A 24307-nucleotide genomic window follows, 5' to 3' on the forward strand; every position below is an offset into this window, starting at 1 on the left:
CGGCGGTATCGCGGGAACTACGTATGGAGCGGCCGGAACCGACCCCCTAATATTCCCCTTCGGTGCCAACGCCACGCGTCAAGGCCTTGCGGTGGGGCGCTCGACCCCAGGGGGACTGTATCGGCGATGCAGCGACGGCGGTCGCCGACCGCATGCTTGCGCTTCTGGCGGGGAAATTGGCCGTGACGACAGGGTATCTCATCGCTGCGTTCGTCTCGGGGCTGCTGATTGGTGCCGCGCTGGTCACGTATTGGCTGGGTTGGCATCGGCGCTGGCTCTGACGGCGGACTTTCGAGCCTCCTGATGCGTGATGGCGCGACATGTCCCCTCAGTGGACGTGCTCGGTCGAGGAGAGCGAGCCGGGCAAAGGGGGCGAGGCCTGGGGATCAGGCGGCGGTGACCGATAAGCGCACTTCACCAACAGCAACCGTCGCCAAGGAAGCCATCGTGATCAAGGATATCCTGCTCATCGTCGAGAATTCGGCGCATGCCAATCCGATCATCCGCGCCGCCGTGACGATGGCGGAACGGTTGGCGGCCACGCTCACGATCGAGGTGCTGACCGCAAGCCCACTGCTGATCCCGGCGCTCGCCCCGCTGACGACGATGTATGTCCCCGACTGGGCGATGGCCGAGGACGAAGCCGCGCGCATCAACACCATTTCCGCCAGCGTCGCCGGGTCGCCCGCAGTCCTTCGCGTGCTTGGCCTTCGCGACGACGTCTTCGATCTTGCCCGGCGCGCCGGGCGTGCTGGCCCGCTGGTCGATCTGATCGTGATGGGCAGCGATGCGGACTGGGAGACGCGGTGGCTGCGGCGTCGGGCGTCCGAGACGGTCGTGATGGGTGCGGGGACGCCCCTGTTGATCCTTCCGGGTGCGACTGCGTTGCCCCCCGTCCACAACGCGGTGCTGGGGTGGAAAGACTGCCCCGAAGCGCGCCGCGCGGTGCACGATCTGGTGGCGATGACCGAGCCCGGCGCGAAGGTGTCGGTCGTCACCGTCGGCGTGGAGGAAGGTGACGAAGGAAGCTCTGTCGAGAGTGTAGACGAAGTCGTTCGTCACCTGGTCCGCCACGGGTTGCGCGCCGAACGGAAGGCCGTGACCGACGCGGCGCTATCCGACGCGGAAGTATTGCAAGCCTTCGCGCTGGAGGATGGCGCGGATCTGCTCGCGATCGGTGCGTTCGGGCATACGCGGCTGCGCGAGGTGATGCTCGGCGGCGTTACCCGCAGCTTGCTCGACACGGTGCGGTTGCCTTTGTTGGTGTCACGATGAAGCCCACCGTCGGCACCGGACTGTCGTCCGTGGACGCAGCGTCGCGGCTCGCGCTCGACGGCCCCAACGAACTTCCGCGCGCGGGGCAGCGATCGACCTGGCGGATCGCGCTCGACGTCCTGCGCGAACCGATGCTGGCGCTGCTGCTGCTCGGTGGCCTGGCCTATCTGCTGCTTGGCGATCTCACCGAGGCATTGATCCTGCTCGGCTTCGCGACCTTCTCGGTCGGGGTTACCGTCGTGCAGGAAGCGCGTACCGAGCATGTACTGGAGGCGTTGCGCGATCTTTCCGCACCGCGCGCGCTGGTGATCCGTGATGGCGCACGCCTTCAAGTCGCCGGGCGCGACGTGGTCCGCGACGATCTGATCGTGCTGGAACAGGGCGACCGGATCGCCGCCGATGCCGTGCTGGTCGAGGCGAGCGACCTGCAGACCGATGAATCGCTGCTCACGGGAGAGTCTCTGCCGGTCGGCAAGATCGTGGCGGGCGAAGCGGAGAGCGACGCGGCGCACCGGCCGGGCGGCGACGGTCAACCCTATGTCTATTCGGGCTCGCTCGTCGCGCGCGGTGGCGGGATTGCGCGCGTGCTGGCGACGGGGCCGCGAAGCGAGATCGGTCGGATCGGCCAGTCGCTTGCGACGCTCGACACCGAAGCCCCGCGTCTGAGCCGCGAGACGACCCGGATCGTCACCTGGTGTGCGATCGGCGGTGGCGCGGTCGCGCTGAGCGTGGTGCTGCTCTACGGACTGCTCCGCGGCGGGTGGATCGAGGCCGTGCTTGCCGGGATCGCGATCGGCATGTCGATGCTGCCCGAGGAGTTCCCGGTGGTGTTGACGGTGTTCCTGGCGATGGGGGCATGGCGGATCGGCAAGATCGGCGTGCTCACGCGGCGCGCCGCGGCGATCGAGACGCTCGGGTCGGCAACGGTGCTGTGTACCGACAAGACCGGCACGTTGACCGAAAACCGCATGTGGCTTGCGGAACTGTGGTTGCCCACGGGGGAAACCCTCAAGCTTGGCGCAGGCGTCGCGGTCCCGGAATCCTATTATCTGTTGATCGAGACCGCTGCGCTCGCGAGTGCGGCCGTCCCGACCGACCCGATGGACATCGCGCTGCACGGTGCGCGCGCGGAGATGCCGGACATCGCCTTGCCCGCCGGTGCGCCCGTCCATGTCTATGCGCTGCGGCCCGAGTTGCTGGCGATGTCGAACGTCTGGGCGGATGGCGACACGCTGGCGACTTCGGCCAAGGGGGCGCCGGAAGCGATCGCCGCCCTGTGCCATCTGACGGGCGATGCGCTTGCGGCGATGACGGCAGCGGTCGAGGCGATGGCGGTACGCGGCGTTCGTGTACTCGCCGTCGCGACCGCTACGCCGCTCGATCGGGACTGGGCGGAAACGCAAGACGATTACGCCTACACTTTGACGGGACTTGTCGGGCTGGCCGATCCGATCCGGGCGAGCGTGCCCGCTGCGGTCGCGGAATGTCGCAGTGCGGGGATCCGCGTCGTGATGATCACCGGCGACTATGCCGCGACCGCCCGGTCGATCGCGACGCAGGCGGGGATCGACGATGGCGACGTGCTGACCGGCGACGATCTTGCCACGCTGGACGACGCCGCGCTGACGGCCCGACTGAAGTCGGTGACGGTCTTCGCCCGCATCATGCCCCAACAGAAGTTGCGGATCGTCCAGGCGTTCAAGGCCGCGGGGGAGGTGGTTGCGATGACCGGTGACGGCGTCAACGACGCACCGTCGTTAAAGGCCGCGCATATCGGCATCGCAATGGGCAAGCGCGGTACCGACGTCGCGCGGGAGGCGGCGGCGATCGTGCTGCTCGACGACGATTTCGGGTCGATCGTCCAGTCGGTCCGGCTCGGTCGGCGAATCTACGACAATATCCGCAAGGCGATGGCGTTCATCTTCGCGGTGCATGTGCCGATCGCCGGGCTGGCGCTGCTGCCGCTGTTCTTCGGCATGCCGTTGCTGTTCGGGCCGATCCACATTGCGCTGCTCGAGATGGTGATCGACCCGGTCTGCGCGCTGGTGTTCGAGGCCGAGCGCGACGAAGGCGACATCATGACGCGGCCGCCGCGCGATCCGGCGGAGCCGCTGTTTGCCGTATCGATGATCGTCTGGAGCGTGTTCCAGGGCGGTCTCGCTTTTGCCATGCTGGCGAGCGTCTTCTTCGTCGAGACGTGGAGCGGCATGCCGGAGGCCGAGCTTCGCGCGTTGATCTTCTTCGCGCTGATCGCCGAGATCGTCGCGCTGATCCTGGTCAACCGATCATTCAGTGCAGCCCTGGGCGAAGCCCTCCTCCGGCACAATGCGGCACTGCGCTATGTCGGCGTTGCGATCGCGGGCGTGACCGCGCTGATCCTGTTCCTGCCGCAAGCGCAGGCGCTGCTGAAATTCGGGTCGATCGCGTGGAGCGACATGGTGCTGGCGGTGGGGTTGGGCGTCGTCCTTCTGGTCCTGCTCGAAGGCTGCAAACCGCTGGTCCGGTGGCTGCTGGCGCGCGCCGCGCCCGCTTCGCAACCCGGTTCGGTCACCGCGGCGTGAGCGAGGATGCGGCACCGGCCGCGCGCGGCTTTCTGATGCTCCTGGTCGTGGCCGCGACGCTGGCGTTCGTGTGGCTGGTCGCTCCTTTTTCCGGCGCGATCCTGTGGGCGGTGATTGCCGCGGTCCTGTTCGAGCCGCTCAATGCGCGCCTGCTCCGCGCCTTGCACGAGCGCCGGGGGATTGCGGCGGCGATCACGTTGCTCGTCATCGTCACGGTCGTCGTCGTGCCGGCGATGCTGCTGGCGGCGGCGATGCTGCGCGAGGGGACGGCTTTCTATGCCCTCGTCCGCAGTGGGGAGATTGATTTCGGTCGTTTGTTCACCGAGACGCAGGGGCGATTGCCGGGATGGGCGAGGAGGTGGCTCGCCGACATCGGCCTCGGCGATATCGCGGGCTTGCGAACGCGATTGGGTCAGGGGTTTGCAAACAGCTTCCAACTGCTGGCGGGGCAGGTGATCAGCATCGGGCAGGGAACGTTCGGCTTTTTCCTGGCGCTCGGCGTGATGCTGTACCTGACGTTCTTTCTGCTGCGCGACGGCCATGCGATCGCCGCCCGCATCGAGCGCGCGATTCCCCTGGCGGCCGATCAGCGCGCGGTGTTGATCGCGCAATTCGTCACGGTGATCCGCGCGACGATCAAGGGCAGCTTGATCGTCGCGATCCTGCAGGGCGCGACCGGCGGGATCGTGTTCTGGGCGATCGGCATTCCGGGCGCGTTGCTGTGGGGCGTTGCGATGGGCGTGTTCTCGCTGTTCCCCGCGATCGGCACCGGCTTGGTCTGGGTGCCGGTGACGGCGTATCTCTTTGCCAGCGGCGCGATCTGGCAAGGGAGCGTGCTGTTCCTCTGCGGCTTTTTCATCATCAGCAGCGTCGATAACGTCGTCCGCCCGATCCTGGTCGGGCGCGATGCGCGCATGCCCGACTATGTCGTCCTGATCGCGACGCTGGGCGGGTTCGAGGGGATGGGGTTCAACGGCTTCGTGGTCGGGCCGGTCATCGCGGCCCTCTTTATGGCCGTCTGGCAGATATTCGCCACCACGGACCGCGCAGGGGCTGACGCGGGGATGCCGGATGGAGACATGTCGCCGCAAGATCTGGCGAGCCTCTAGACCAGGTACAGAGAGGCCATCGATTCGCGCAGCGGCGCGGACCCCTTATCCCGGCACCCGGAATGATGGGGTTGGAACCAGCGTTGTTATCATCCCCCTCGGCTCAACGGGCACCCCATCCGCCCATTCCACTGTCGTCGTGAGGTTGACCGAAAACGCGCTCCGTCTTGTTTGCGATCGAGAACTGTCCGCGCGCATATGCAATCGCGCCCTCGACCGCCTCGATAGTCGTGGCGATCTTCCCCGGGGCGGCGGTGAGAGTGGATCGTCAGGCGACGATCGGATCGTTCTCGACTTCGGTCGTGCCGGGCGCCTTCCAGGTGGTGGAGTTTGGGAGGCAACAATCGCGCTGAGAGCGGACCATTCCGGTCGGTTTGACCTTGCCGCCATCGGCAGTGACCGAAAGGGTCTCCGGGCCGAAGCTCGCCCGGTGGAGCGCGATCCGGGCGGTGTCCGCATCGCGGCGACCATGCTCCGTGGGGAACTGCCGCTCAAGTTCCCGCGCCACCGCTTTGATCCCCTTGGCGCGCGCGGTACTCCCGGATTGATTGCGCGCAATGTCGGGACGGTGGTCGGCCAAGTGACACCGACGGGGCATCGGCAAGAGCGGCGGCTAGGGTTTCAGGCGACGGGCTGTCAGAACCTTTACCGGGGCCACCGGCACTTCGCCCTTGAACGCGCCGCGTTGCGTGGCCGTCGGCGAAACGGGCGCGTCCATGATGCTGACGATAATCGGCATGCCCTCCACGACGTGGCCGAACGCGGCATAGCCAAGATTGTCCGCGGGCTGTCCTTTGCCTGCGTCCAGCGAAGACGTCTGGTTTCCGACGCTGATCGTAAACTCGCTGCGGCCGGTGCCTGGCGCAAGGCGGGCAAGCGATATTTCGCCGTCGGTGTGGTGGAGGCCGGTCTGCGTTGTTGGCTCGTGCGCGATGGGCGGGAGAAGGCGCTTGAACTCACCATTGGCTCCGAACTGGACAAAACCGAAATGATCGGCAGCTTTGACAGCGCGGTAGAATTCGGTGCCATCGAGCTTCTTTTGGTCCACGTACCGTAGGAAATTGGCAGCGGAAGCCGGCGCTTTCACCGTTTCCAGCTCGATCACGATCCTTCCCGCGCTCGTTTCGACCAGCACGCGCGGCAAGTTCACGGGCGGGGTGGTGGCCGAAGCCAGGGGAGTCGCCGGACCCTGCGCCAGGGCAGGTACGGCGAGCGCCAGACTTATGGCGGACAGACAAATTCTCATCGCGTTCCTTCCGATCGCTCAATTACGCCGGTATCTGCAATCCGGGGTTTGACCGCGACGCGCGTGGCGCTGACCGACCTGGTGCTTGCCCCCTTTTGAGCAGGAAAAATCCGTGTTGGGAACACTGCCCGCGCCACCCCCTACCGCGCCCGGCTCGCGTCGAGAAATGCGGCAGTCCATACCAGCGGGGCGTTCCAGTTGATCGCGACCTCGTTCACCGTAAAGACCCGGTAGTCATCGATCCAGCACGCCTGCGGCGCGCACCCGTGCATCGGCCCCGGACGTCGCGCTTCGTCCGAATTCGGCCCGCCCGACAGCACGCCTGAGGGTGGCGCGGGATAGCGCGGGTTCGCCATGGCGGCCCAGAAGCGATGGTGCGGGTGACGCATGCTGCGCACTCCGAAGCCTGTGACATAAGATTGGTCGAGCGCGTTGCGCCCCAGCACGTAGTCGAGGCTGGCGACCACCGCGTCGCGATAGGCGGGCGTCGCTTTGATCTGCCACGCCACACCAAGCACGATCGCGCGGTTGAGGATCGTCGCGTTCGATCCCCAGGAATAGCGTGTTCCGGCGTAGGGAAGGCCGTAGCCGCTGCGGCGTGTCTCCGCGACGAAACCGTCCGCCAGCCGCGTGATCCCCGCGCGGAGCGATGCGCGCAGGTCGGTCGGAAGGGCGCTTGGCACCGTCGCCAGGGTCAGCGCGCCCGCCAGCCGCAGATAGCCCCAGTCGATCCGGTCGCCAGGATCCGCAAACACGCCGTCGCTGCGCAACCGCGCGAGGAACGGGGCTTCGCCGGTGGACGCGTACAACTGCGCCGCGGCAAAGGTGAATTCGTCGCGGATGTCCTTGTCGCCATAGCCGCCGCTGCCGGTGAAATCCGAACTGGCACGCAGGTCGGGGTAGCTCAGGGCAGCCGCCCAGCCACGTCGTGCGGCGGCAAGGCACCGCGCGGCGAAAACCGGGTCGATCGTCCGCCAGATCCGCGCGGCCTGCGCCGCGACCCCGACCATGTTGAGCGTCGCGGCGGTCGATGGCGGGTACAGGAATCGCCGCTCGTGGTCGTCGGCGGGCGCGGTCGGCAGGGGCGTCCAATGTTCGTCCGCGATCTTGGTGTGGACGAGTCCCCCGGCGTCGATCGTCTCGAAGCCGGCGTCGCCATTTCGCCGGGCCACCGCCAGCGACGTCCCATCCGGGATTTGCATCGCGAGCAAAAATTTGACCTCGACCTGCGCTTCGTCGAGCAGGTCGTCGCGTCCATTGGCCCGTTCCGGAAGCGCGAGCCGCCCGTCCGCAAAGGCCGCCGCATCGCCGAACGCGCCCAGCCGTTCGTGCAGATCGAGCAGGGTCCAGGTCGATACGCCGCCGTTGACGACATATTTGCCCTGGTCGCCCGCGTCATACCAGCCGCCGGTCGCGTCGAGGGTGTAGCCGCAGCCCGGCCATTGCACGCCTTTCTGGTCGCGCCCCGCAAAGCAGGTGGCGCGATCGGGCGCATGACCCGCCGCGCGCGACAGGTCACGCCGTTCGACCAACGCGGGCAGGATCGGCACCCCGCTGCGTTGCTGGTAGAAGAACGCCATCGCCGCGGTCGCGACGGGGGCGAACGGCCGGTTCGCGATCGCGAAGGGGTGGCTGGCGTCCGGGCCGACATGCAGGACATAGCCGCTGCCGGGGGTGTGGAACTCGCCGAACGCGATCCGGTGCACGCTTTGCCCGGAGGCCGCATCGGGGCCTACCGGAATGGTGGACCCGGACGCGACCGTCCGTCCTTCCGAATTGCGCAACGTCCAGCCGAGCGGGGTCGTCGCGGCGGACAGCAGCACGGCCGTCTTGGGGCCGCGCGTCTCATATCCGGCCTGATCGATGCGGATCGCCGCGGGCGGGGTCGGCGCCGCCGCTGCGGCGAGCAGCAGCGCGACCGGAACGAGCCGGCGCGCGCTCATGGTTTCCCCACCAGCGCCTGGCGGATCGGCTCGACCCATTTGTCGTGGTCGATGTCGTAGACGATGAAATCGCTGTCGAACTGCCAATAGGCCCAGGGGAAGCCATGCGCCTCCGCATCGCGCCGGACGGTCGCGGTGTAGCGCACGCGGTCCACCATCGGCGTGCCGCTCTTGTCGAAGGTGCCGAACTCGCCGAGCAGCACCGGGCGTTTATTGGCCTTGCTCCAGGCGGCGACCGCATCGAGGTCCGCGCCGATGCGCTTCTCGTCGGCCGAGGTCAGCGGGATGCCGTGGAGATCGCGATTGTCGGTCCACGGCGCACCCTGGTGGGTGAAGCGGAACGGCTCGTAGTAATGAAAGGTGACGAGGATGTTGCGGTCGCTCGCCGGCAGCTTCAGCGCGTCCAGCTTGCTCAGGCTGTTCCAGTTGGTCGGCCCGACCACGAGCGTGCGCTGTGGATTGCTGGCACGGACGACGGGCAGGATCTGCGCGAGCAACGCGTTCCAGCGATCCGCGTCGAGCTTGCCGTGCGGCTCGTTCAACAGTTCGAACAGCACGGACCGCGGGGCGGCGCGATAACGCTCGCCGATCTGCCGCCAGAACGCCGTGAGCCTCGGGCCGCAAGCCTCGGGATCGTCCGAGCATGTGTTGAAATCATGTTCGTCGAGGATCACCGACAGGCCGGCATCGCTCGCCTGCTTGACCACGCGATCGAGCGTGGCGAGCCATTTGGGGTCGAGCCGGTTGGCGGCGTCCATATGGTCGAACGCCTGCAGCACGAGACGGATGAAGTCGAACCCGCCCTTGCGGATAACCGCGAAATGGCGCGGCTGGAAGCGTGCGCGCGCCGGGTCCTTCCACAGCGGATCGTAGCCGAGCACGTTGACCCCGCGGTGCAGGTGCGCGGCCGTGGCGAAGGCATCGCCGGACGGCGCGGCGCTCGCCGCGACCGGCAAGAGCGTTGTGCAACAGGCCAGTGCTACGCGGAGGCTGCGGGGGATCGTCCTCATTGCGTTGCTCCTTGAGCGGTATCGATTGCAACCGGTGTCACGCGCAAACTTCGGCGGTGGGAAGGGGGGCATTGGCGGGGATGGGCTGCCCCTTGGCATACGCCGCCGCTTCGAGCGTCGCGGTCGGGCCCGGCTGCGAAAGATCGCGCGAGCCCGCGTAAAAGCGATCGGCCTCCGCCTCGGGGAGGGTGGTGAAGCCGAACCCCATCTGGTCGTACAGGTCGAGCAGCCGCGGCATCATCCGCGCGTCGAACGCGCCGAGATGGAGCAGCAGCACGTACGGAATGTCCCGCCCGAGCGCGGCGCGGGCCAGATCGCGCGACCGCTGCGCCTGCGCGCGCGCCGCAGCGAGGAAGCTCGTCTCCAGCGTCGCGATTGCAGTCGTATCGTTTCGCGCGGTGCAGCGCGCGAAGGCGTCGTTCCAGGCATAGTCGCCAAAGCTCATCGTGACCGCGGCGATCCGATAGCCGCGCGCGCGCAATCCGGCGCGGACGGTGTCGCGCACGCTGGCGTCCTGCCCCTCGGCGAGGAAGGGGTAGCGGAACCAGTGCCAGTCGCTGTCGCCCGCGACCGCGGCGATCGCGGGCTCGTTGCGAAGCACATCGGCAAGGAAGGCGGTCGACCCGACCGTGTCGAGATTGACGTGGCCCGCGGTATGGTTGCCGATCGGCAGCCCGGCCGAACGCCATGCCGCCAGCACCCTGGGGGCGTTGGGGTCGCCCGCGCCGAAGGTGGCGTTCATGAAGCCGAACGCAGGCGCATGATGCGCGGCGAGCGCGGCGAGAATCGTCCGCGCGATGACGAGCCGGTCGCCCCCGACCGGCAACGGTCCATGCGCGGGCAGGTCGTCGAAGGTCAGGGCAATCCGGGGGCGCGCCGACCGCGTCTTTGCCGCGGGGGAGGAGGGGGTCGACCGTTCGGACGGCGGCGCAGCGAGGGCGGATCCTGCGACGAGCGCCGCCGTCAATCCGGCGGTCAAGACTTTCCACCCGTGCATATCGCATCCTGCTCCCCACGGCTCGGGTCCGGTCGCGTTTGCGATCGTCTCGGGCTGGCCGTGTTACCGGTATCACACCGTACCCCGCGGGTCGTGTCAACCCGCTGTGTCCTTGATAAGAAAGCGTTTCACGCGCGTACGTTTTTGCCCGAGACATGCTGTCGCGACGCCATCTGCTCCGCTACTGTCGGGAACAATGTCGGACTTTCCCCCGCCCGTAACCCAACGCCGCGTCGCCGAACGCGCTGCCGTGGACGCGGCGACGTTCGCGCGGGAGGTCGTGACGGCCTATCGACCGGTCGTGCTGCGCGGCCAGGTCGCGCACTGGCCTGCCGTCGGCGCGGGGGCCGGGGGCGACCGGGCGATGGCGCAATATCTCGCGGGCTTCGCGACGGCGGGGGGCAAGCCGCTCGACGTGTTGATCGCGCCACCCGAGGCGGAAGGGCGCTTCTTCTACGCCGATGACACGCTGACGGGGTTCAACTTCCATCGCCAGCCCGTGCCGATCGGCGCGCTGGTCGCCGAGCTGTTGCGGTTCTCCGAAACGGCAGCGGAACGGCCGCACGCGCTTTACGCCAACGCCGCGACCGCGCCCGAACATCTGCCGGGCTGGGAGGCGGCGAACCCGCTCGCGCTCGGGGTCGACGCACCGGCGAGGCTGTGGATCGGCAATGCCACGCGGATCGCGACGCATTACGACACGTCGATCAACATCGCGTGCGTCGTTGCGGGGCGGCGGCGGTTCACGCTGTTCCCGCCCGAGCAGATCGCCAACCTGTATGTCGGGCCGCTCGACCACACGATGGCCGGGCCGCCGTCGAGCATGGTCGATCCCGACGCGCCCGACCTGCAACGCTACCCGTGCTTTGCGCAAGCGCTGGCGCATGCCGAGGTCGCCGAGCTCGGACCGGGCGATGCGATCTTCATCCCGCCGATCTGGTGGCATCATGTCCGCGCGTTCGACCGGCTCAACGTGCTGGTCAATTACTGGTGGGAACATCGCTCGAGCGCCGCCTTCCTCGCGCTGGTCCATGCGATCGAGGCGGTGCGCGACCTGCCGGTCGCGGAGAAGACGGCGTGGCGGAGCTGGTACGACCATCTCGTCTTCGCGCCCGACGCGGCGCGGGCGGCGGACCATTTGCCGGAAGCGGCGCGCGGCATATTGGGGGCGGCGAGCGTCGAGCGGACGGGCAGGATCCGCCAGTTCCTGATCCGGATGCTGCAGCGGCCGTGAGCTGCAGTCGTCGGCGCGAATCCCCTTCGATCGTATCGGCTCACCAATTCTCCCCGTTCGGTTCGAGCGAAGTCGGTTTGGGGGCGTCAAAGTTCTGGTCGTCTCTGGAACGCTATCCGGTCCGCCCCAGGCTTTGCAGCAGTGTCACGCGCATCCGCTCCAGTCCGTCGCGGTCGGCCTCACCCAGCACGCCTTTGACGTGTGGCGGCAGATGCGCCGCCGGATCGCCGCCGGTCTGGAACACGAGATGGTCGAACATCGTGCGCCATACCTTGCGCTGGTCCTCCGGTAGCGTGCGCAGCGCAAAAAGCCCGAGCAACAGCGCGTCATACGGGTTGGGCATTCCCGCCGGTGCCGGGTCCCACCAGTAATTGCACAGCACGTTGACCGGCGCGAGCGAGGCGACCGCATGCCACCAGTGGAACGGAATGTAGAGCGCGTCGCCGGGCTCGAGCGTCGCCGCGCACGCATGCGCCATTGCCTCGGCGAAGCGCGGGTAGCGCTCGAGATCGGGCGCGTCCGGGTCGACCATGCTCACCGGCGTGCCCGCCGGGGTCAGTTCGTACGGGCCCATGTAGAGGTTGGCGACCTGATCGGGCGGGAACAGCGTGAAGCGACGGCGGCCCGCGACGACGACCGCGATATTCTCCATCAAATCGTAATGCGTCGCGACGCGGATCGCATTGCCGAGCCACAGCCGCGGCACGACCGTGGGATCGACCAGATCGATCGCGTGCGCCGCGGCGAACCCGGGGAGCAGGTCGGGTGCCGGGATCGACTGGACCGCGATCGCATAGGGACGCGGCACCGCGCGATCGCGCAGCAACCGGTCGAGAAACGGATCGAGCGGGGAACGGCCGCGCGTGAAGTTGAGCGCGGTGAGACCGGGTTCGTAGAAGAAGCGCCCCTCGATCTCGGGCGCGCCGACGATCGCGCCGACCGGTTCGGGATGGCTGAAGGTCTTGAGATAGTCGACCAGCGCCTCGTCCGACTCATGCGCGGCGTGGACCGCGGGCCAGTCCGCGGCGAGCCCGCGCAGGACCACCGGCCTTGCGGCGGTGCGGATCTCGCTATCGAACCGGGTCCGGTCGATGCCGTGCAGTTCCGCGATCGGCGCAGGGGTGGCGAGCGACGTCATGCCCGCGTCACAGCGGCGATCCCCCGCCACCGACGTCGAACGGCGATTCGGCGGTGAAGGCGAAGAACGGCACGTCGTCCTTGGGTGCGGGCGCGGGGGCCGGCGGAGCCACCGCCAGCGGGGAAAGCGCGGTCCGCCGCAGGAAATCGCCGTGCGTCGGCAGGCGTTGCGCGGTGTCGAGATAGCCGCGTCGCATCTGTTCCAGCGCAATCGCGACCTTCTGCTCGTCGAGCGCATCGGCGGCCGGCTCCCAGCTCTTGGGGATGATCCCCTGGCCGAGGCACACCGCCACCCAGCTCGGGTCGCTGAACAGGTCGTAACCTTCGCGGAACAGCCGGCCCTTGCCCGCGAACAGGTCGATCTTGCGTTGCAGGCTTTCGGGCACCTCCATCGTCCGCACCTTGTCCCAGAAGGGTGAATCGTCGCGGCGCGTGGCCTTGTAATGCAGGATGATGAAGTCGCGGATGTCCTCGTACAGGTCGTGCATCTGCCGGTTGAACTCGTCGCGTTCGGTCGGGTCGAAGCGCTTGTCGGGGAACAGCGCGAGGAGTCGCTGGATTCCCGCCTGGACGAGATGGATGCTGGTCGACTCGAGCGGTTCGATGAAGCCGCTCGATAGCCCGAGCGCGACCACGTTGCGGTTCCAGCAGTCCCGACGACGGCCCGCGGTAAAGCGGATCCGGCGCGGGTCGGCGAGCGGCTCGGCCTCGAGGCTCGCGAGCAGTTGCGCCTCGGCGGCATCGTCGTCGAGATAGTCGCTGCAATAGACGAGGCCGTTGCCCATGCGGTGCTGCAACGGAATCCGCCACTGCCACCCCGCCTGATGCGCGGTCGAGCGCGTGAACGGATCAGGCTCGCCCGGCCGGGGCAGCGCGCACGGCACCGCGATCGCGCGGTCGCACGGCAGCCAGTGCGCATAGCTCTCGTAGCCGGTGTGGAGCGTTTCCTCGATCAGCAGGCCGCGGAAGCCCGAGCAGTCGATGAACAGGTCGCCCTCGACGCGCCGCCCGTCCTCGAGCGTGACCGCCTCGACATAGCCGTCGCCGGGACGCTGATTAACCGTCGCGATCTTGCCTTCGACCCGGACGATCCCCGCCTTCTCGGCATAGTCGCGCAGATAGCGCGCGTAGAGCGAGGCGTCGAAATGGAAGGCGTAGAACAGTTCGCGCACCGGCGAGCGCGCATCCTCGTTCGCGCGGCCGAAGGTCCCGTTCTTCGCGGCCATCGCGCTCATCGACCAGGCCGCAATGTCCTCGATCGGCCGCCGTGCCTTCTCGCGTAGCCAGAGCTGGTGGAAATGAATCCCCTGCAAATCGTGACCATATTTGCCGAACGGATGGAAGTAGCGCTCGCCAAGCGCGCCCCAGTCAACGAACTCGATCCCGAGCTTGAACGTGCCCGCCGTCGCCGCAAGGAACGCGTTCTCGTCGATCCCGAGCATCTGATTGAAGTTGATGATCGGCGGGATCGTCGCCTCGCCGACGCCGACCGTGCCGATCTCGTCGGATTCGACCAGGGTGACCTGGGTATAGCCGTTGTTGAGGAAGCGGGCGAAGGCGGCGGCGGCCATCCAGCCGGCGGTGCCCCCGCCGACGATGACCACGCGGCGGATCGAATGCTCGTTCATTGGGTGAGGTGTCTCGTCTGGGCCGCACGATAGGCGGCGTGGGTGGGAACATGCGGCAGGGCGGCGGCAATCGCGGATGCCTGATGCGCCATCGCCGCGCGTACCGACGCGACGGGGATGGCCGAAACGAGCGGATCGACGCGGCGCGGCAGGAAGCCCTGGCCGATCATGACCGCGGCCCAACTGTCGCGCGCGAAGGTTTCCTCTTCATGGAACGGGAGGCGCCCGCGTTCGGCGAATTGCGCGAGCGTATGCGCGAGGCTGGCAGGCGGTTCGGTCGCGGCGAGGCTGCGCCACAGCGGATCGTCGCGCCGCGCCGTCCGGTAATGCATCGCGAGGAAATCGCGGACGCGTTCGGCTTCGGCGCGGGTCTGGCGATTGAATTCGGCCACCTCGACCGAGGTCGCGACACGGCCGGGGAGCATCGTGATCAGCCGGTCGATCGCGCTGAGCGCGAGGTGGAGGTTGCACCATTCGAGCGGTTCGATCTCGGTCGCGGCATCGCCGATCGCAATGCAGTTGCCCTGCCACGGCTGCGGGCGCGTGCCGGGGCGGATGCGGATCGGTTCGCCTGGCGTGGCACCCGAGGCGTTGCGCAGGACGCGCGCCGCCTTGCCGTCGCTGATCGCGTGGGAGGCATAGGCAAAGCCCGCCTGTCCGCCGCTCGACCATCGCCAGCCCGCTTCGTGCGCGGTGACGGTGGTGAGCACCGCCGGCTCCCCGCCCGGTTCGGCGAGCAGGACGCGGTCGCAGGGGAGCCACGCACTCCAGTCGTCGCGCACCGCGTCGATGGTGCCGCGCAGGCGGGCCTGGGGGCCGGTCGCGTCGATGAACAGGTCGGCGCACAGCGCGGACCCGTCGGCCAGATCGACCGACGTGATCGCCTTGTCGGCATCCAGCGTCACCCCGGCAATCTCGCCCACGATCTCGCGAACGCCGACGTGCAGCGCGAACGCGCGTAGCATCGTCGCGTGGCGGGGCACATCGAGCGTCAGGCCAAATTCGTGGTCGGCGAACGGCGAATTGGCGGTCGGCGGGACGAACCGCCCGGCGCGCGCGAGCGCCGCGGCGGGCGAGTGGCTGTCGAACGGTTCTGCGCTCCCGTCCTGTGCCGATCGCACCCAGTGCAGATGGAAAGCGGTCGGCCCGAACGAAGCGCCATAGCGGCCATAAGCGTGGACATAGTCCGGCAGCCCGGTTGCCCAGCCCGCGAACAGCGTCCCGAGCCGGTAGCCGCTGCCGGTCCGCACGATCCCATCGGCGACGCCGATCCCCAGATCCTCCTGAAACCCCAGCAGCGAGGGCAGGGTACAGGCGATCCGGTCGGCCAATGCATCCGGCGCGGCCGCGCACGCGAGGATCGTCACGTCGAGGAACGGCGCGCGCCGTTTGATTGCGGCGGCGGCGCACCAGGCGGTGATCCCGCCGCCTGCCACCACGATCCGCTCGAGCCGGTCGCCGCGCATCAGGCGGCTTGCGCCATCGCGCAATAGCGCTCGATGAAGCTGCGGTGATCGGGGCGGCGCGCGACATCGCCCGCAATTTCGGCTTGGAGCGTCTCCACGCTGTGGAGCAGCGCATCCGTCGCGACCGTGTCGACGCGCGGATCCCATCCTTCGGGCACGATCCCCTGGCCGAGATAGACCGCGACCCAGCTGGGATCGAGAAACACCCCCTCGCGATATTTCACGATCCGCGCGCGGGTGCGCCACAGGTCGAGCTTTTCGGACAGCGTGTCCGGGATGGGCATTGTGCGGACATAATCCCAGAAGGGGGAGTCGCTGCGGGTGGTGGCGTGATAATGGAGGATCAGGAAGTCGCGGATCCGGTCATATTCAAGATCGATCACGCGGTTGAATTCGTCGCGGTCGGTGGCGCTGATATGGCGCTCGGGGAACAGCTCGATCAGCGCGGTGATCGCCTGCTGGACGAGGTAGATACTGGTCGATTCGAGCGGCTCGAGGAAGCCGCTGGCGAGCCCGATCGCAACGCAATTGCCGACCCAGCTTCGCCGCCGCCGTCCCGCCTGGAACCGCAGCATGCGCGGCGCGGCGAGCGGCTCGCCCTCGACCGCGGTTTCGAGCGCGCGGCGTGCGTCGTCGTCGGAGACGAACGCGCTCGCATAGACATAGCCGTTGCCGGTGCGATGCTGCAGCGGGATCCGCCAGCGCCAGCCCGAGGGCATCGCGATCGCGCTGGTATAGGGCGTGACCGCGGTGCGCGTCCGGCACGGCATCGCCACCGCGCGATCGGTCGGCAGCCAGTGCGACCAGTCGACGAACGGTTCCGCGAGCGTCGACCCAAGCAACAGCGAGCGGAAGCCCGAGCAGTCGATGAACAGGTCACCCTCGATCCGTTCGCCGCCGTCGAGGACGATCGCCCGGATGTCCCCGCTTTCGCCATCGCGCTCGACGGTGGCGACCGTCCCTTCCGTGCGACGTGCGCCGGTCTCCTCGGCGATCTGGCGCAGGTATGGCGCGAACAGCAGCGCATCGAACTGATAGGCATAGCCATAGGTCCCCGCGAGCGTCCGGTCGGTCGCGGGCCGGTCGAACTTGCCGCCGCGTGCCAGTGCGCAAGCGTAGGACAGGCTGTCGAGCGACGGCAGCGGTTTCCCCTCGCGCAGCAACCTTGTCCAATAGTGGTGAAAATCGACCGCGCCGGACCCGCGCCCGAAGGTGCCGAACGGATGGATGTAACTGTCGCCGATCCGGCCCCAGTCGCGGAACTCGATGCCCAGTTTGAAGGTCGCCCGCGTGCGCGCCATGAACTCGGCTTCGTCGATCCCGAGGCGCTTGTTAAAGGCGCGGATGTGCGGAAGCGTCGCCTCGCCGACGCCGACCACGCCGATCGCCTCGGATTCGACGAGATGGACCGAACAGTGATCGGGCAACAGCCGCGCGAGCGCAGCGGCAGTCATCCAGCCGGCCGTCCCGCCGCCGACCACCACGACCCGTACTTTTGCCCCTGCTGTCAACGGCATCGCTACTCTCCACCGGCGCCTTATGCTTGCGCTCCCATCGGGTGCTCCTTCATTCCAAACGCTGCGTCAACCGCTAGCTGATTGTTTCACCAGCGTTGCAGGATTGTCACATTCCTTCGAATTTAGCGTTTGATTTCCCCAAAATGTTACCGCAAACATAGCTGGCGCGCATCGGACAAACCGACGGCGTCGTCAAAATCAGACGCGAATACAGCGTCGTGTTCAGTGAGGGGTTGTGTATGCGTAGCTTAACGCCACAGACGGCGGCTGTTCGTCGTCTTGTCCACTTTTTCCATGGCGCTTCCGCCACCGCGTTGTGCGTCGCGCTTGCCGGGACGGCACACGCGCAGACCGCCGGATCCAACCCGACGTCGCCAACCGGAGCGGTTGCAGGGCAAGGCACCGCAGGTACGGCCGGGGCACCGACGTCCTCCAGCGAGACTTCGAGCGTCGACGGGCAGACTGCGACGCCGGCGAACACCGCCAAGGATCCCGACGACATCGTCGTGACCGGGATTCGCCAGAGCCTCGCCAACGCGCAGAACATCAAGCGCAACTCCGACACGGTGGTCGACGCGATCACTGCGCAGGACATCGGCGCCTTGCCCGATCGTTCGGTGACCGAAGCGCTCCAGCGCGTGCCGGGCGTGTCGATCAGCCGCTTCGCCGCCTCGAACGATCCCGACCATTTCTCGGTCGAAGGTTCGGGCGTGGTCATTCGCGGTCTCAACTTCGTCCGGTCCGAATTCAACGGGCGCGACGCCTTCTCTGCTGGGATCGGCGGCCAGTCGCTCAACTTCTCGGACGTGCCCGCGGAATTGCTCGGATCGGTCGAGGTGTACAAGAACGTCACCGCCGCCTCGATCGAGGGCGGGCTCGCCGGGACGGTCAATCTCAACACGCGCAAGCCGTTCGACAACAAGGGCTTCCATATCGGCGTCGATACCGAGGCGAGCTATGGCGACCTTCGCAAGAAATGGACCCCGACCGGGTCGATCCTGGTCAGCAACACCTGGGATACCGGCGTCGGGACGTTCGGCCTGCTCGGCGACGTGTCCTACTCCCGCGTGCGAAGCCGCGCTGATGGTTTGCAGATCACCAACTTCCAGGCGCGCGACAACTCGCTGGTGACGTACCAGAGCCAGGGCGGCACGACGATCTGCCGCAATCCGCTGCCGGGCAATTCCGACACGACAACCTTGCCGGGCGCGAACGCGGCCTGCGGCGCGGCATCGACCCCGGGCGCGGACGGGTTCGCCGATCCGCAGTCCGGCCTGTATTCGCCATTGGGCGGACAGTATCGCACTCAGGAGTTCGATCGCAAGCGCGACGGCATCGCGGTTGCCGCACAGTTCGAATCGAAGGACCGCCGGTTCCTGATTACCGGGCAGTACATCCGCTCGCACACGACCAACCTGTCGGACGAACATACGTTCGAGGCGGCGCCCGACCTTTCCGAATACAGCACCTATCCGGTCGGCTGCCAGCAGAACAACGCCGGCCCGCTGACCAACCCGACCGACGTCAACTCGGGCACGGTGCGTGCGCAATGCCCCGTCGGCCAGTTCACCAACTACAAATATGACGCGAACGGCCTGTTCCAGAGCGGCTACATCACGACGCCCGGGACCGGCTATCGCAGCAACCTGAGCGGCACGCCGCTGCAGACGTTCATCCCCACCGGCGGCGCACCGATCTCGTTGTCGCGCGGACAGTCGTACGAGCAGAATACGGTCAACGATTATGGCCTGAACGCGCTGCTTCACCCGACCGAGCGGCTGCATATCGCGCTCGACGCCGATTACACCGAGTCGCACCACCAGGTCAGCCAGCTCAATATCTTCGGCGAGACCTATGCCGACCAGGAGCTGAACCTCACCGGCAATTTGCCGACCGTCGTATCGCACAAGCCGGCGACGCTGGCGGCGGCGTGGGCGGGGCCGGCGAACCCGGCGCTGGTCAATGCGACCGACGCGCAATATTTCGGCGATCCGAACGTCGAATTCTGGCGCGCGGCGATGGACCATTTCGAGGACAGCCGCGGCAAGGAGTTCCAGTTCAAGGGCGACGTCACCTATGACGTCGACGGCAGCTTCCTCGACAAGATCCGGTTCGGCGCGCGCTATGCCGACCGGGACCAGACCGTAAAATATTCGGCCTATAACTGGGGCATGCTCAGCGAGGTCTGGGCCGGAAGCCCCGTCTCGATCAATCAGGTCAATGGCGGCAACGCGAGCTTCTACAACTTCAACAACTTCTTCCGCGGCGCGACCCCGGGGCCGGCCGGTGCCTATTATTACAACGGCAACATGATCGACGGCTATGACAAGACCGTCGGCTTCATCAACCAGGTCGAGGCGGCCGGTGCGGCCAGTCAGTGCCCGCCCACTGCGGCACCGACAAATCCGCCGTGCACGCCTTCGACGCGCTGGGCTCCTGCCGCGCTGCGTGCCGGGGTCGGCGCGGATTCACCGTACCTCCCGAACGAAGTCACCCGCGTGCATCAGCGCGACAGTTCCGCGTATCTGATGGCCTCGTTCAATACCAAGACGCTGGTCCAGGGGCTGGACATCGCGGGCAACGTCGGGGTTCGCTACGTCCATACCGGCATGGATAATTTCGGCGGCAGCATCATCCCGAGCCAGGCAACCCTCGGGATCGCGGACTCGTACCAGAGCCGGTGCGTCCGCGCGGCGCCGACCAATCTGCCGGCCGGCTATACGCCTGCCGCGCCCGGTGGCGTTTGCCTGCTTGGCCCCGCAGGTTACGCCCGCTTGCAGCAGTTCGCCGCGCCCAACCCGACCATCGTGCTGGGTCAGGCGTCGAACGATTACACCTACTGGCTGCCCAGCGTGAACCTCAAGGTCGGCCTTACCCCGCAGCTCCTGCTGCGCTTCGCAGGCTCGAAGGTGCTCACCCGCCCCGACACCAATCTGGTGCGCAATTTCCAGCAGATCTCGATCGACGGAAACGGCAACTTCCAGAGCCAGGTCGGCAACCCGTATCTGAAACCGGCGACGGCGTGGCAGTTCGACATTACGGCCGAGTGGTATTTTTCGCGGGTCGGCTCGCTGACCGCGGACGTTTTCTACAAGGACATCAGCGGCTTCTTCTACCAGTCGCTGGTCAGCCTGCCGCTCACCAACAATGGCCAGACGTTCGACCTGCTGACGCGCGGGCCGGCCAACTATTCCGGGCACGGTAAGGTCAAGGGCGCGGAAGTCGCCTATCAGCAGACCTTCAACTTCCTCCCCGGCCTGCTCAGCGGCTTCGGCTTTACCGGCAACTATACGTTCATTCAAAGCACCGGCCTGCCCAACTCGTTCCTGAACGGCGGATCGCCGGTAACCAACGTGGCGGCGCAGACCAAGACCGGCAGCCTGCCGCTCGAAGGCCTGTCGAAGCATAACGTCAACGCGACGTTGTTCTACGAGAAGGGCCCGGTCTCGGTCCGCGCTGCGTATAACTGGCGGTCGAAATATCTGCTGACCGCAGCCGACGTGATCTATCCCTACACGTCGATCTTCCAGGACGCGTCGGGCCAGCTCGATGCCTCGGCGTTCCTCAATCTCAACAAATATGTGAAGATCGGGGTACAGGGCGTCAATCTGACCAACTCGGTGACCAAGACGCTGCAGGCGTATAGCGGTGATCCGAACACGCTCGCGCCGCGGTCCTATTTCGTCAACGACCGCCGCTTCTCGTTCATCCTGCGCGGCAACTTCTGATCATCGCTGCCGGGGGGCGCCAAGCCCCCCGGCACACGATCGGCGATCCCGTCAGCGGGGCGGTGCAGCCGCAAACGCAGCGGCGACCGCTTCGCGCATCGGCTTGGCGCGGAACTGCGTATCGTACAAAGTCGGGCGGCGCCGCGAGCCATCCTTGCGCGGCTCGAACCCCTCGATCCAGCTGTACCGGTCGCACAGGCCCCAGCTCAGCACGTCGCGCACCGCCGGGTAGCTCAGCGTCACGTCGAGATAGCCGCGTGTAAAGTCAGCGACCGCGCGGTCGCGGGTGGTGACGTCGGCCGGCAGCGCATTGTCGCGCACGTCGAGCTCGGTGAGCAGCAGCCGATACCCCATCTGCGTGACCGCATCGAGGAAGTGCCGCCAGTCGCGTTCGAGCGTGGCCACACTTGCCTTCGTATCCAGCCCCTGCGTGACGAGATGCGACTGGATGCCGAGCGCGTCGACCGGCGTGCCGCGGCGGCGGAACCCTTCGAGCAGCTTGAGCACGCCCGTACGGTGTGCGGCATTCCCCGGCTCCCAGCTCATATAGTCGTTATAAACGAGCTGCGCCCCCGGCGCGGCGGCGCGCGCGGTGTGGAAGGCGAGGTCGAGCGTCGGTTCGGCACCGCCCATCGCGCGCGAAAGACTGGTGTCGTACAGCACGCCATCGGCCGGGCGGACCGCCTCGTTGACGACGTCGTAGCTCGTGATCCGCTTGCCGTAGCGGCCGAGCACCGTGTCGATATGCGTCGTCAGCACTCGTTCGGCTTCGCGCTTGGGCGTGGCGCCGAAATCGTAGCTGTTGAGCCAGGCGGGAAACCACTTTGGCTGGTGCCACAGCAAGTTATGCCCGCGGACCGCGAGGTGTTCGCGCTCGGCCCAGCCGAGGATCGCATCGAAGCGTTCGAACGCGAAGGTCGTCGGGCTCGGTCGCAACCACTGCCATTTCATCTCGTTCTCGGAAACGATCGACCCGCATTCGGAGGAGACGAGGCGCGCGTACGCCGGGTTGGCGAAGGAACCACGGTCCGCGCCCGGCGCGCCCCAGGCGATCGCGGAGCCGAACCGTATCCCCTTGCGCCGCGCCAGCGTATCCAGGGAGGGGGCTTCCCGCGCCGCGGCGGCCAGCGGTGCCGCCGCGAGGCCTGCAATCGTCCCGAACATGGTTTCGCGTCGCGTAAATCCAGTCATAACAGCACCCTCTCTTATTTTGATACCGTTACCATCGGCAAGCGGTAGGCGCAGGTCAAGGACTGGTAGCGGCCGCTGATGCGATCAATATGCATCTTCGCACAACGCGCCCGGCCCGGATATGCGCCGAACCGGGTCGGACCTGCCGTTGCGCATCGCGGCGCAAAACCGTAGCGGCACCCTCCGGGGGTAAGAATGAAACCGCGACCAGCTCAGCACCCGGCGAAAGCCGCGACGATCCGCGATGTCGCCGCGGCAGCGGGGGTGTCCGCAATGACCGTCTCGCGCGTGGTCAACAAGGAAGCGACGGTCCGCCCCGGCACCCGCGATCGGGTCGTGGCGGCGATCGAACGGCTCAACTATTCGCCGAATCTCGCCGCGCGCATTCTAACCGGCGCGCAGCAGATCCGGATCGGACTGTTGTTCACCAACCCCAGTACGAATTATCTCAGCGCGCTGCTGGTGGGTGGTCTCGATATGGCGAGCCAGTTGAACGTCCAGATGATCGTCCAGAAATGCCAGCCCGACGATCACGCGATCGCGGTGGCACGACAGTTGATCGAAGGCGGGATCGATGGCCTGATGCTGCCGTCGCCGCTTTGCGATTCTGCCGAGCTGATCGCCGCCATCGTCGGCGAGGGCGTCCCCGCGCTCGCCATCGGCAGTGGCACGCCGTCGCCCGATCTGCTCGCGGTCAGCATCGACGAATTTGCCGCAGCGCGGACGATGACACAGCATATCCTGTCGCTCGGGCATCGCCGGATCGGTTTTGTCGTGGGCGATCCGAACCACAGCGAAAGCATCCGGCGGCTTGACGGCTATCGCATGGCGTTGCGCGAGGCTGGGCTGGTGGTGAACGAAAGGTACGTGGCGCAGGGGCAGTTCACGTACCGCTCGGGACTGGATGCCGCGGAAGAATTGCTCAGCCTTGCCGATCCGCCGTCGGCAATATTCGCGAGCAACGACGACATGGCAGCGGCGATCGTGAGTGTTGCGCATCGGAAGTTGCTCGCCGTTCCAGCCGATCTTACCGTCTGCGGGTTTGACGACACCACCCTCGCAACCGCGATCTGGCCCGAACTCACGACGATCCGGCAGCCGATTGCCGAGATGGCGCGGGCAGGGGTCGAGTTGCTAAGCGCCGAAATCCGCTCGCGCCGCGCCGGGAACGCATTTTCGGCGCAGCATGCCGTCCTCGGCCACGCGCTGGTTCGCCGCCAATCCGACGGCATATGGTCGGATCGGCACGAAGCCGCTGCGGTGGAGGCGGACTGACGGTCCGGCTCGGGCGTCGCGCCTGCGATCGTGATCGCAGGCGCCGACCGCCTCGGGCCGACCCACGCCGGTTGCGTGAGGCAACCGCGGGTTGGGATCCAAGAACCTGCAAGATGGTCGTCCGCCCCGCAATCTTGTCGAGACAGCCGCGCGCTTGGCTCCTATCGTCGGTGACCGATGGCTACCAACGTCGCAGTGCCGGCCCGCTGGCGGAGCATTCTGGATCACCCTCGCGGCCTGTACGTGCTGGCCGCGACCGAGCTGTGGGAGCGGATTTCCTACCACGGCATGCAGGCGCTGCTGGTTTTGTACATGGTCGAGCAGTTGCTCCTGCCCGGGCATATCGAGCAGATTGCCGGGTTCGACCGTTACCGCGCGATTGTCGAGGGGATCACCGGCCCACTTTCCACGCAGGCGCTCGCAGCGCAGACGTTCGGGCTCTACACCGGGCTGATCTACTTCACCCCCGTCATCGGGGGCGCGATCGGCGACCGTATCACGGGGCGGCGTGGCGCGGTCGCGGCGGGGGCGCTGCTGATGACTGCGGGGCACTTCTCGCTTGCGTTCGATCGCTCCTTTCTGCTCGCATTGTTGCTGCTGATCCTCGGCGCGGGCTTGCTGCGCGGCAATCTGTCGGCGCAGATCAAGGCGCTGTACGCCGATGGTGATCGACGCGAGGCGGACGCGTTCCAGATTTATTACGTCGGCATCAATCTTGGCGCGTTCATCGCGCCGATCCTGACGGGTGCGCTGGCGGCGACCTATGGCTGGCACACCGGGTTCGCCTTCGCGGGGTTCGGAATGCTCGTCGGTCTTGCCGTGTATCTTGCCGGCGCGCGCTATCTCCCGGGCGATCCGGATCGGCGCGTGCGGGCACGGCGGGAGGCGCTGACCGCGGACGAGCGTCTGCGGATACGCTGGCTGGTCGCATTGCTGCCGCTTTGCGTCGGCTTCTGGATTGCGCAGTCACAGGTGTGGAATGTCTATAAC

At 67.0% G+C, this 24307-nt stretch carries 18 protein-coding genes (1 of these 18 running past the window's edge); 8 read left to right on the plus strand and 10 right to left on the minus strand.

What is annotated here, in order from left to right:
• Positions 1 to 152: 152 nt before the first annotated feature.
• The 4 genes from RI03_RS25050 (at position 153) to RI03_RS03460 (ending at position 4945) form a co-directional block, all read left to right on the plus strand.
• Complete coding sequence (locus RI03_RS25050) at positions 153 to 281, plus strand: hypothetical protein (RefSeq protein ID WP_274517550.1); 129 nt, start codon at positions 153 to 155, stop codon at positions 279 to 281.
• A gap of 115 nt (positions 282 to 396) precedes the next feature.
• Positions 397 to 1275, plus strand: coding sequence for a universal stress protein (locus RI03_RS03450; protein ID WP_010215212.1), 879 nt, complete (start codon positions 397 to 399; stop codon positions 1273 to 1275).
• Entirely contained in the window at positions 1272 to 3836 is a 2565-nt protein-coding gene (locus tag RI03_RS03455; RefSeq protein ID WP_010215213.1) for a cation-translocating P-type ATPase, read from the plus strand. The genes RI03_RS03450 and RI03_RS03455 overlap by 4 nt, the downstream gene beginning before the upstream one ends.
• Positions 3837 to 3871: 35 nt before the next feature.
• A complete protein-coding gene (locus RI03_RS03460; protein WP_051007225.1) occupies positions 3872 to 4945 on the plus strand; it encodes an AI-2E family transporter in 1074 nt (357 codons plus the stop codon).
• A 268-nt stretch (positions 4946 to 5213) separates the two neighbouring features.
• Here RI03_RS03460 and RI03_RS03465 read toward each other — a convergent pair whose 3' ends face one another.
• From RI03_RS03465 to RI03_RS03485, 5 genes are all read right to left on the minus strand, one after another.
• The gene (locus RI03_RS03465; RefSeq protein ID WP_238542226.1) at positions 5214 to 5453 is read right to left on the minus strand and encodes a hypothetical protein; all 240 of its coding nucleotides are present in this window, start codon (positions 5451 to 5453) and stop codon (positions 5214 to 5216) included.
• A gap of 105 nt (positions 5454 to 5558) precedes the next feature.
• Complete coding sequence (locus RI03_RS03470; RefSeq protein WP_010215217.1) at positions 5559 to 6095, minus strand: peptidylprolyl isomerase; 537 nt, start codon at positions 6093 to 6095, stop codon at positions 5559 to 5561.
• 236 nt (positions 6096 to 6331) lie between these two features.
• A complete protein-coding gene (locus RI03_RS03475) occupies positions 6332 to 8134 on the minus strand; it encodes a glycoside hydrolase family 9 protein (protein WP_010215219.1) in 1803 nt (600 codons plus the stop codon).
• Complete coding sequence (locus tag RI03_RS03480; protein WP_238542229.1) at positions 8131 to 9144, minus strand: glycoside hydrolase family 5 protein; 1014 nt, start codon at positions 9142 to 9144, stop codon at positions 8131 to 8133. The genes RI03_RS03475 and RI03_RS03480 overlap by 4 nt, the downstream gene beginning before the upstream one ends.
• Before the next feature lie 37 nt (positions 9145 to 9181).
• Positions 9182 to 10123: a polysaccharide deacetylase family protein gene (locus tag RI03_RS03485; RefSeq protein ID WP_238542231.1), complete on the minus strand. Its 942-nt coding sequence runs from the start codon at positions 10121 to 10123 to the stop codon at positions 9182 to 9184.
• A 214-nt stretch (positions 10124 to 10337) separates the two neighbouring features.
• Between RI03_RS03485 and RI03_RS03490 the strand changes: the two genes are divergently transcribed.
• Entirely contained in the window at positions 10338 to 11375 is a 1038-nt protein-coding gene (locus RI03_RS03490) for a cupin-like domain-containing protein (RefSeq protein ID WP_026046422.1), read from the plus strand.
• Between the two features lie 112 nt (positions 11376 to 11487).
• On the opposite strand, the gene RI03_RS03495 is transcribed toward RI03_RS03490, so the two are convergent.
• From RI03_RS03495 to RI03_RS03510, 4 genes are read right to left on the minus strand one after another with little or no spacing between them, the layout of a single operon-like run.
• Positions 11488 to 12513, minus strand: coding sequence for a cupin-like domain-containing protein (locus RI03_RS03495; protein ID WP_037514684.1), 1026 nt, complete (start codon positions 12511 to 12513; stop codon positions 11488 to 11490).
• A 7-nt stretch (positions 12514 to 12520) separates the two neighbouring features.
• Complete coding sequence (locus RI03_RS03500; RefSeq protein WP_010215226.1) at positions 12521 to 14140, minus strand: tryptophan halogenase family protein; 1620 nt, start codon at positions 14138 to 14140, stop codon at positions 12521 to 12523.
• A complete protein-coding gene (locus tag RI03_RS03505; protein ID WP_010215227.1) occupies positions 14137 to 15630 on the minus strand; it encodes a tryptophan halogenase family protein in 1494 nt (497 codons plus the stop codon). Before RI03_RS03505 ends, RI03_RS03500 begins: the two co-directional genes overlap by 4 nt.
• Positions 15606 to 17123, minus strand: coding sequence for a tryptophan halogenase family protein (locus RI03_RS03510; protein ID WP_037514687.1), 1518 nt, complete (start codon positions 17121 to 17123; stop codon positions 15606 to 15608). The genes RI03_RS03505 and RI03_RS03510 overlap by 25 nt, the downstream gene beginning before the upstream one ends.
• Positions 17124 to 17362: 239 nt before the next feature.
• Here RI03_RS03510 and RI03_RS03515 point away from each other — a divergent pair, with 239 nt between their 5' ends.
• The gene (locus RI03_RS03515) at positions 17363 to 20851 is read left to right on the plus strand and encodes a TonB-dependent receptor (protein ID WP_037514690.1); all 3489 of its coding nucleotides are present in this window, start codon (positions 17363 to 17365) and stop codon (positions 20849 to 20851) included.
• 51 nt (positions 20852 to 20902) lie between these two features.
• On the opposite strand, the gene RI03_RS03520 is transcribed toward RI03_RS03515, so the two are convergent.
• On the minus strand, positions 20903 to 22042 hold the full coding sequence (locus RI03_RS03520) for an endo-1,4-beta-xylanase (RefSeq protein ID WP_010215230.1): 1140 nt from the start codon (positions 22040 to 22042) through the stop codon (positions 20903 to 20905).
• A gap of 195 nt (positions 22043 to 22237) precedes the next feature.
• Here RI03_RS03520 and RI03_RS03525 point away from each other — a divergent pair, with 195 nt between their 5' ends.
• Both RI03_RS03525 and RI03_RS03530 read left to right on the plus strand, forming a co-directional pair.
• Entirely contained in the window at positions 22238 to 23317 is a 1080-nt protein-coding gene (locus RI03_RS03525) for a LacI family DNA-binding transcriptional regulator (protein WP_026046423.1), read from the plus strand.
• Between the two features lie 177 nt (positions 23318 to 23494).
• Positions 23495 to 24307 carry the 5' portion of a peptide MFS transporter gene (locus RI03_RS03530; RefSeq protein ID WP_010215233.1) on the plus strand. It continues 627 nt past the right edge of the window, so 813 of the gene's 1440 nt are visible here — the first part of the coding sequence; the start codon lies at positions 23495 to 23497; its stop codon lies beyond the right edge, outside the window.

It is taken from the genome of Sphingomonas sp. PAMC 26621, from assembly GCF_000251145.1.
Lineage (GTDB): Bacteria > Pseudomonadota > Alphaproteobacteria > Sphingomonadales > Sphingomonadaceae > Sphingomonas.

Coding starts and splice junctions, on each gene's coding strand:
- RI03_RS25050 (WP_274517550.1), top strand. CDS start 153: ATGCTTGCGCTTCTGGCGGGGAAATTGGCCGTGACGACAGGGTATCTC.
- RI03_RS03455 (WP_010215213.1), top strand. CDS start 1,272: ATGAAGCCCACCGTCGGCACCGGACTGTCGTCCGTGGACGCAGCGTCG.
- RI03_RS03460 (WP_051007225.1), top strand. CDS start 3,872: ATGCTCCTGGTCGTGGCCGCGACGCTGGCGTTCGTGTGGCTGGTCGCT.
- RI03_RS03475 (WP_010215219.1), bottom strand. CDS start 8,134: ATGAGCGCGCGCCGGCTCGTTCCGGTCGCGCTGCTGCTCGCCGCAGCG.
- RI03_RS03480 (WP_238542229.1), bottom strand. CDS start 9,144: ATGAGGACGATCCCCCGCAGCCTCCGCGTAGCACTGGCCTGTTGCACA.
- RI03_RS03490 (WP_026046422.1), top strand. CDS start 10,338: ATGTCGGACTTTCCCCCGCCCGTAACCCAACGCCGCGTCGCCGAACGC.
- RI03_RS03495 (WP_037514684.1), bottom strand. CDS start 12,513: ATGACGTCGCTCGCCACCCCTGCGCCGATCGCGGAACTGCACGGCATC.
- RI03_RS03500 (WP_010215226.1), bottom strand. CDS start 14,140: ATGAACGAGCATTCGATCCGCCGCGTGGTCATCGTCGGCGGGGGCACC.
- RI03_RS03510 (WP_037514687.1), bottom strand. CDS start 17,123: ATGCCGTTGACAGCAGGGGCAAAAGTACGGGTCGTGGTGGTCGGCGGC.
- RI03_RS03515 (WP_037514690.1), top strand. CDS start 17,363: ATGCGTAGCTTAACGCCACAGACGGCGGCTGTTCGTCGTCTTGTCCAC.
- RI03_RS03520 (WP_010215230.1), bottom strand. CDS start 22,042: ATGACTGGATTTACGCGACGCGAAACCATGTTCGGGACGATTGCAGGC.
- RI03_RS03525 (WP_026046423.1), top strand. CDS start 22,238: ATGAAACCGCGACCAGCTCAGCACCCGGCGAAAGCCGCGACGATCCGC.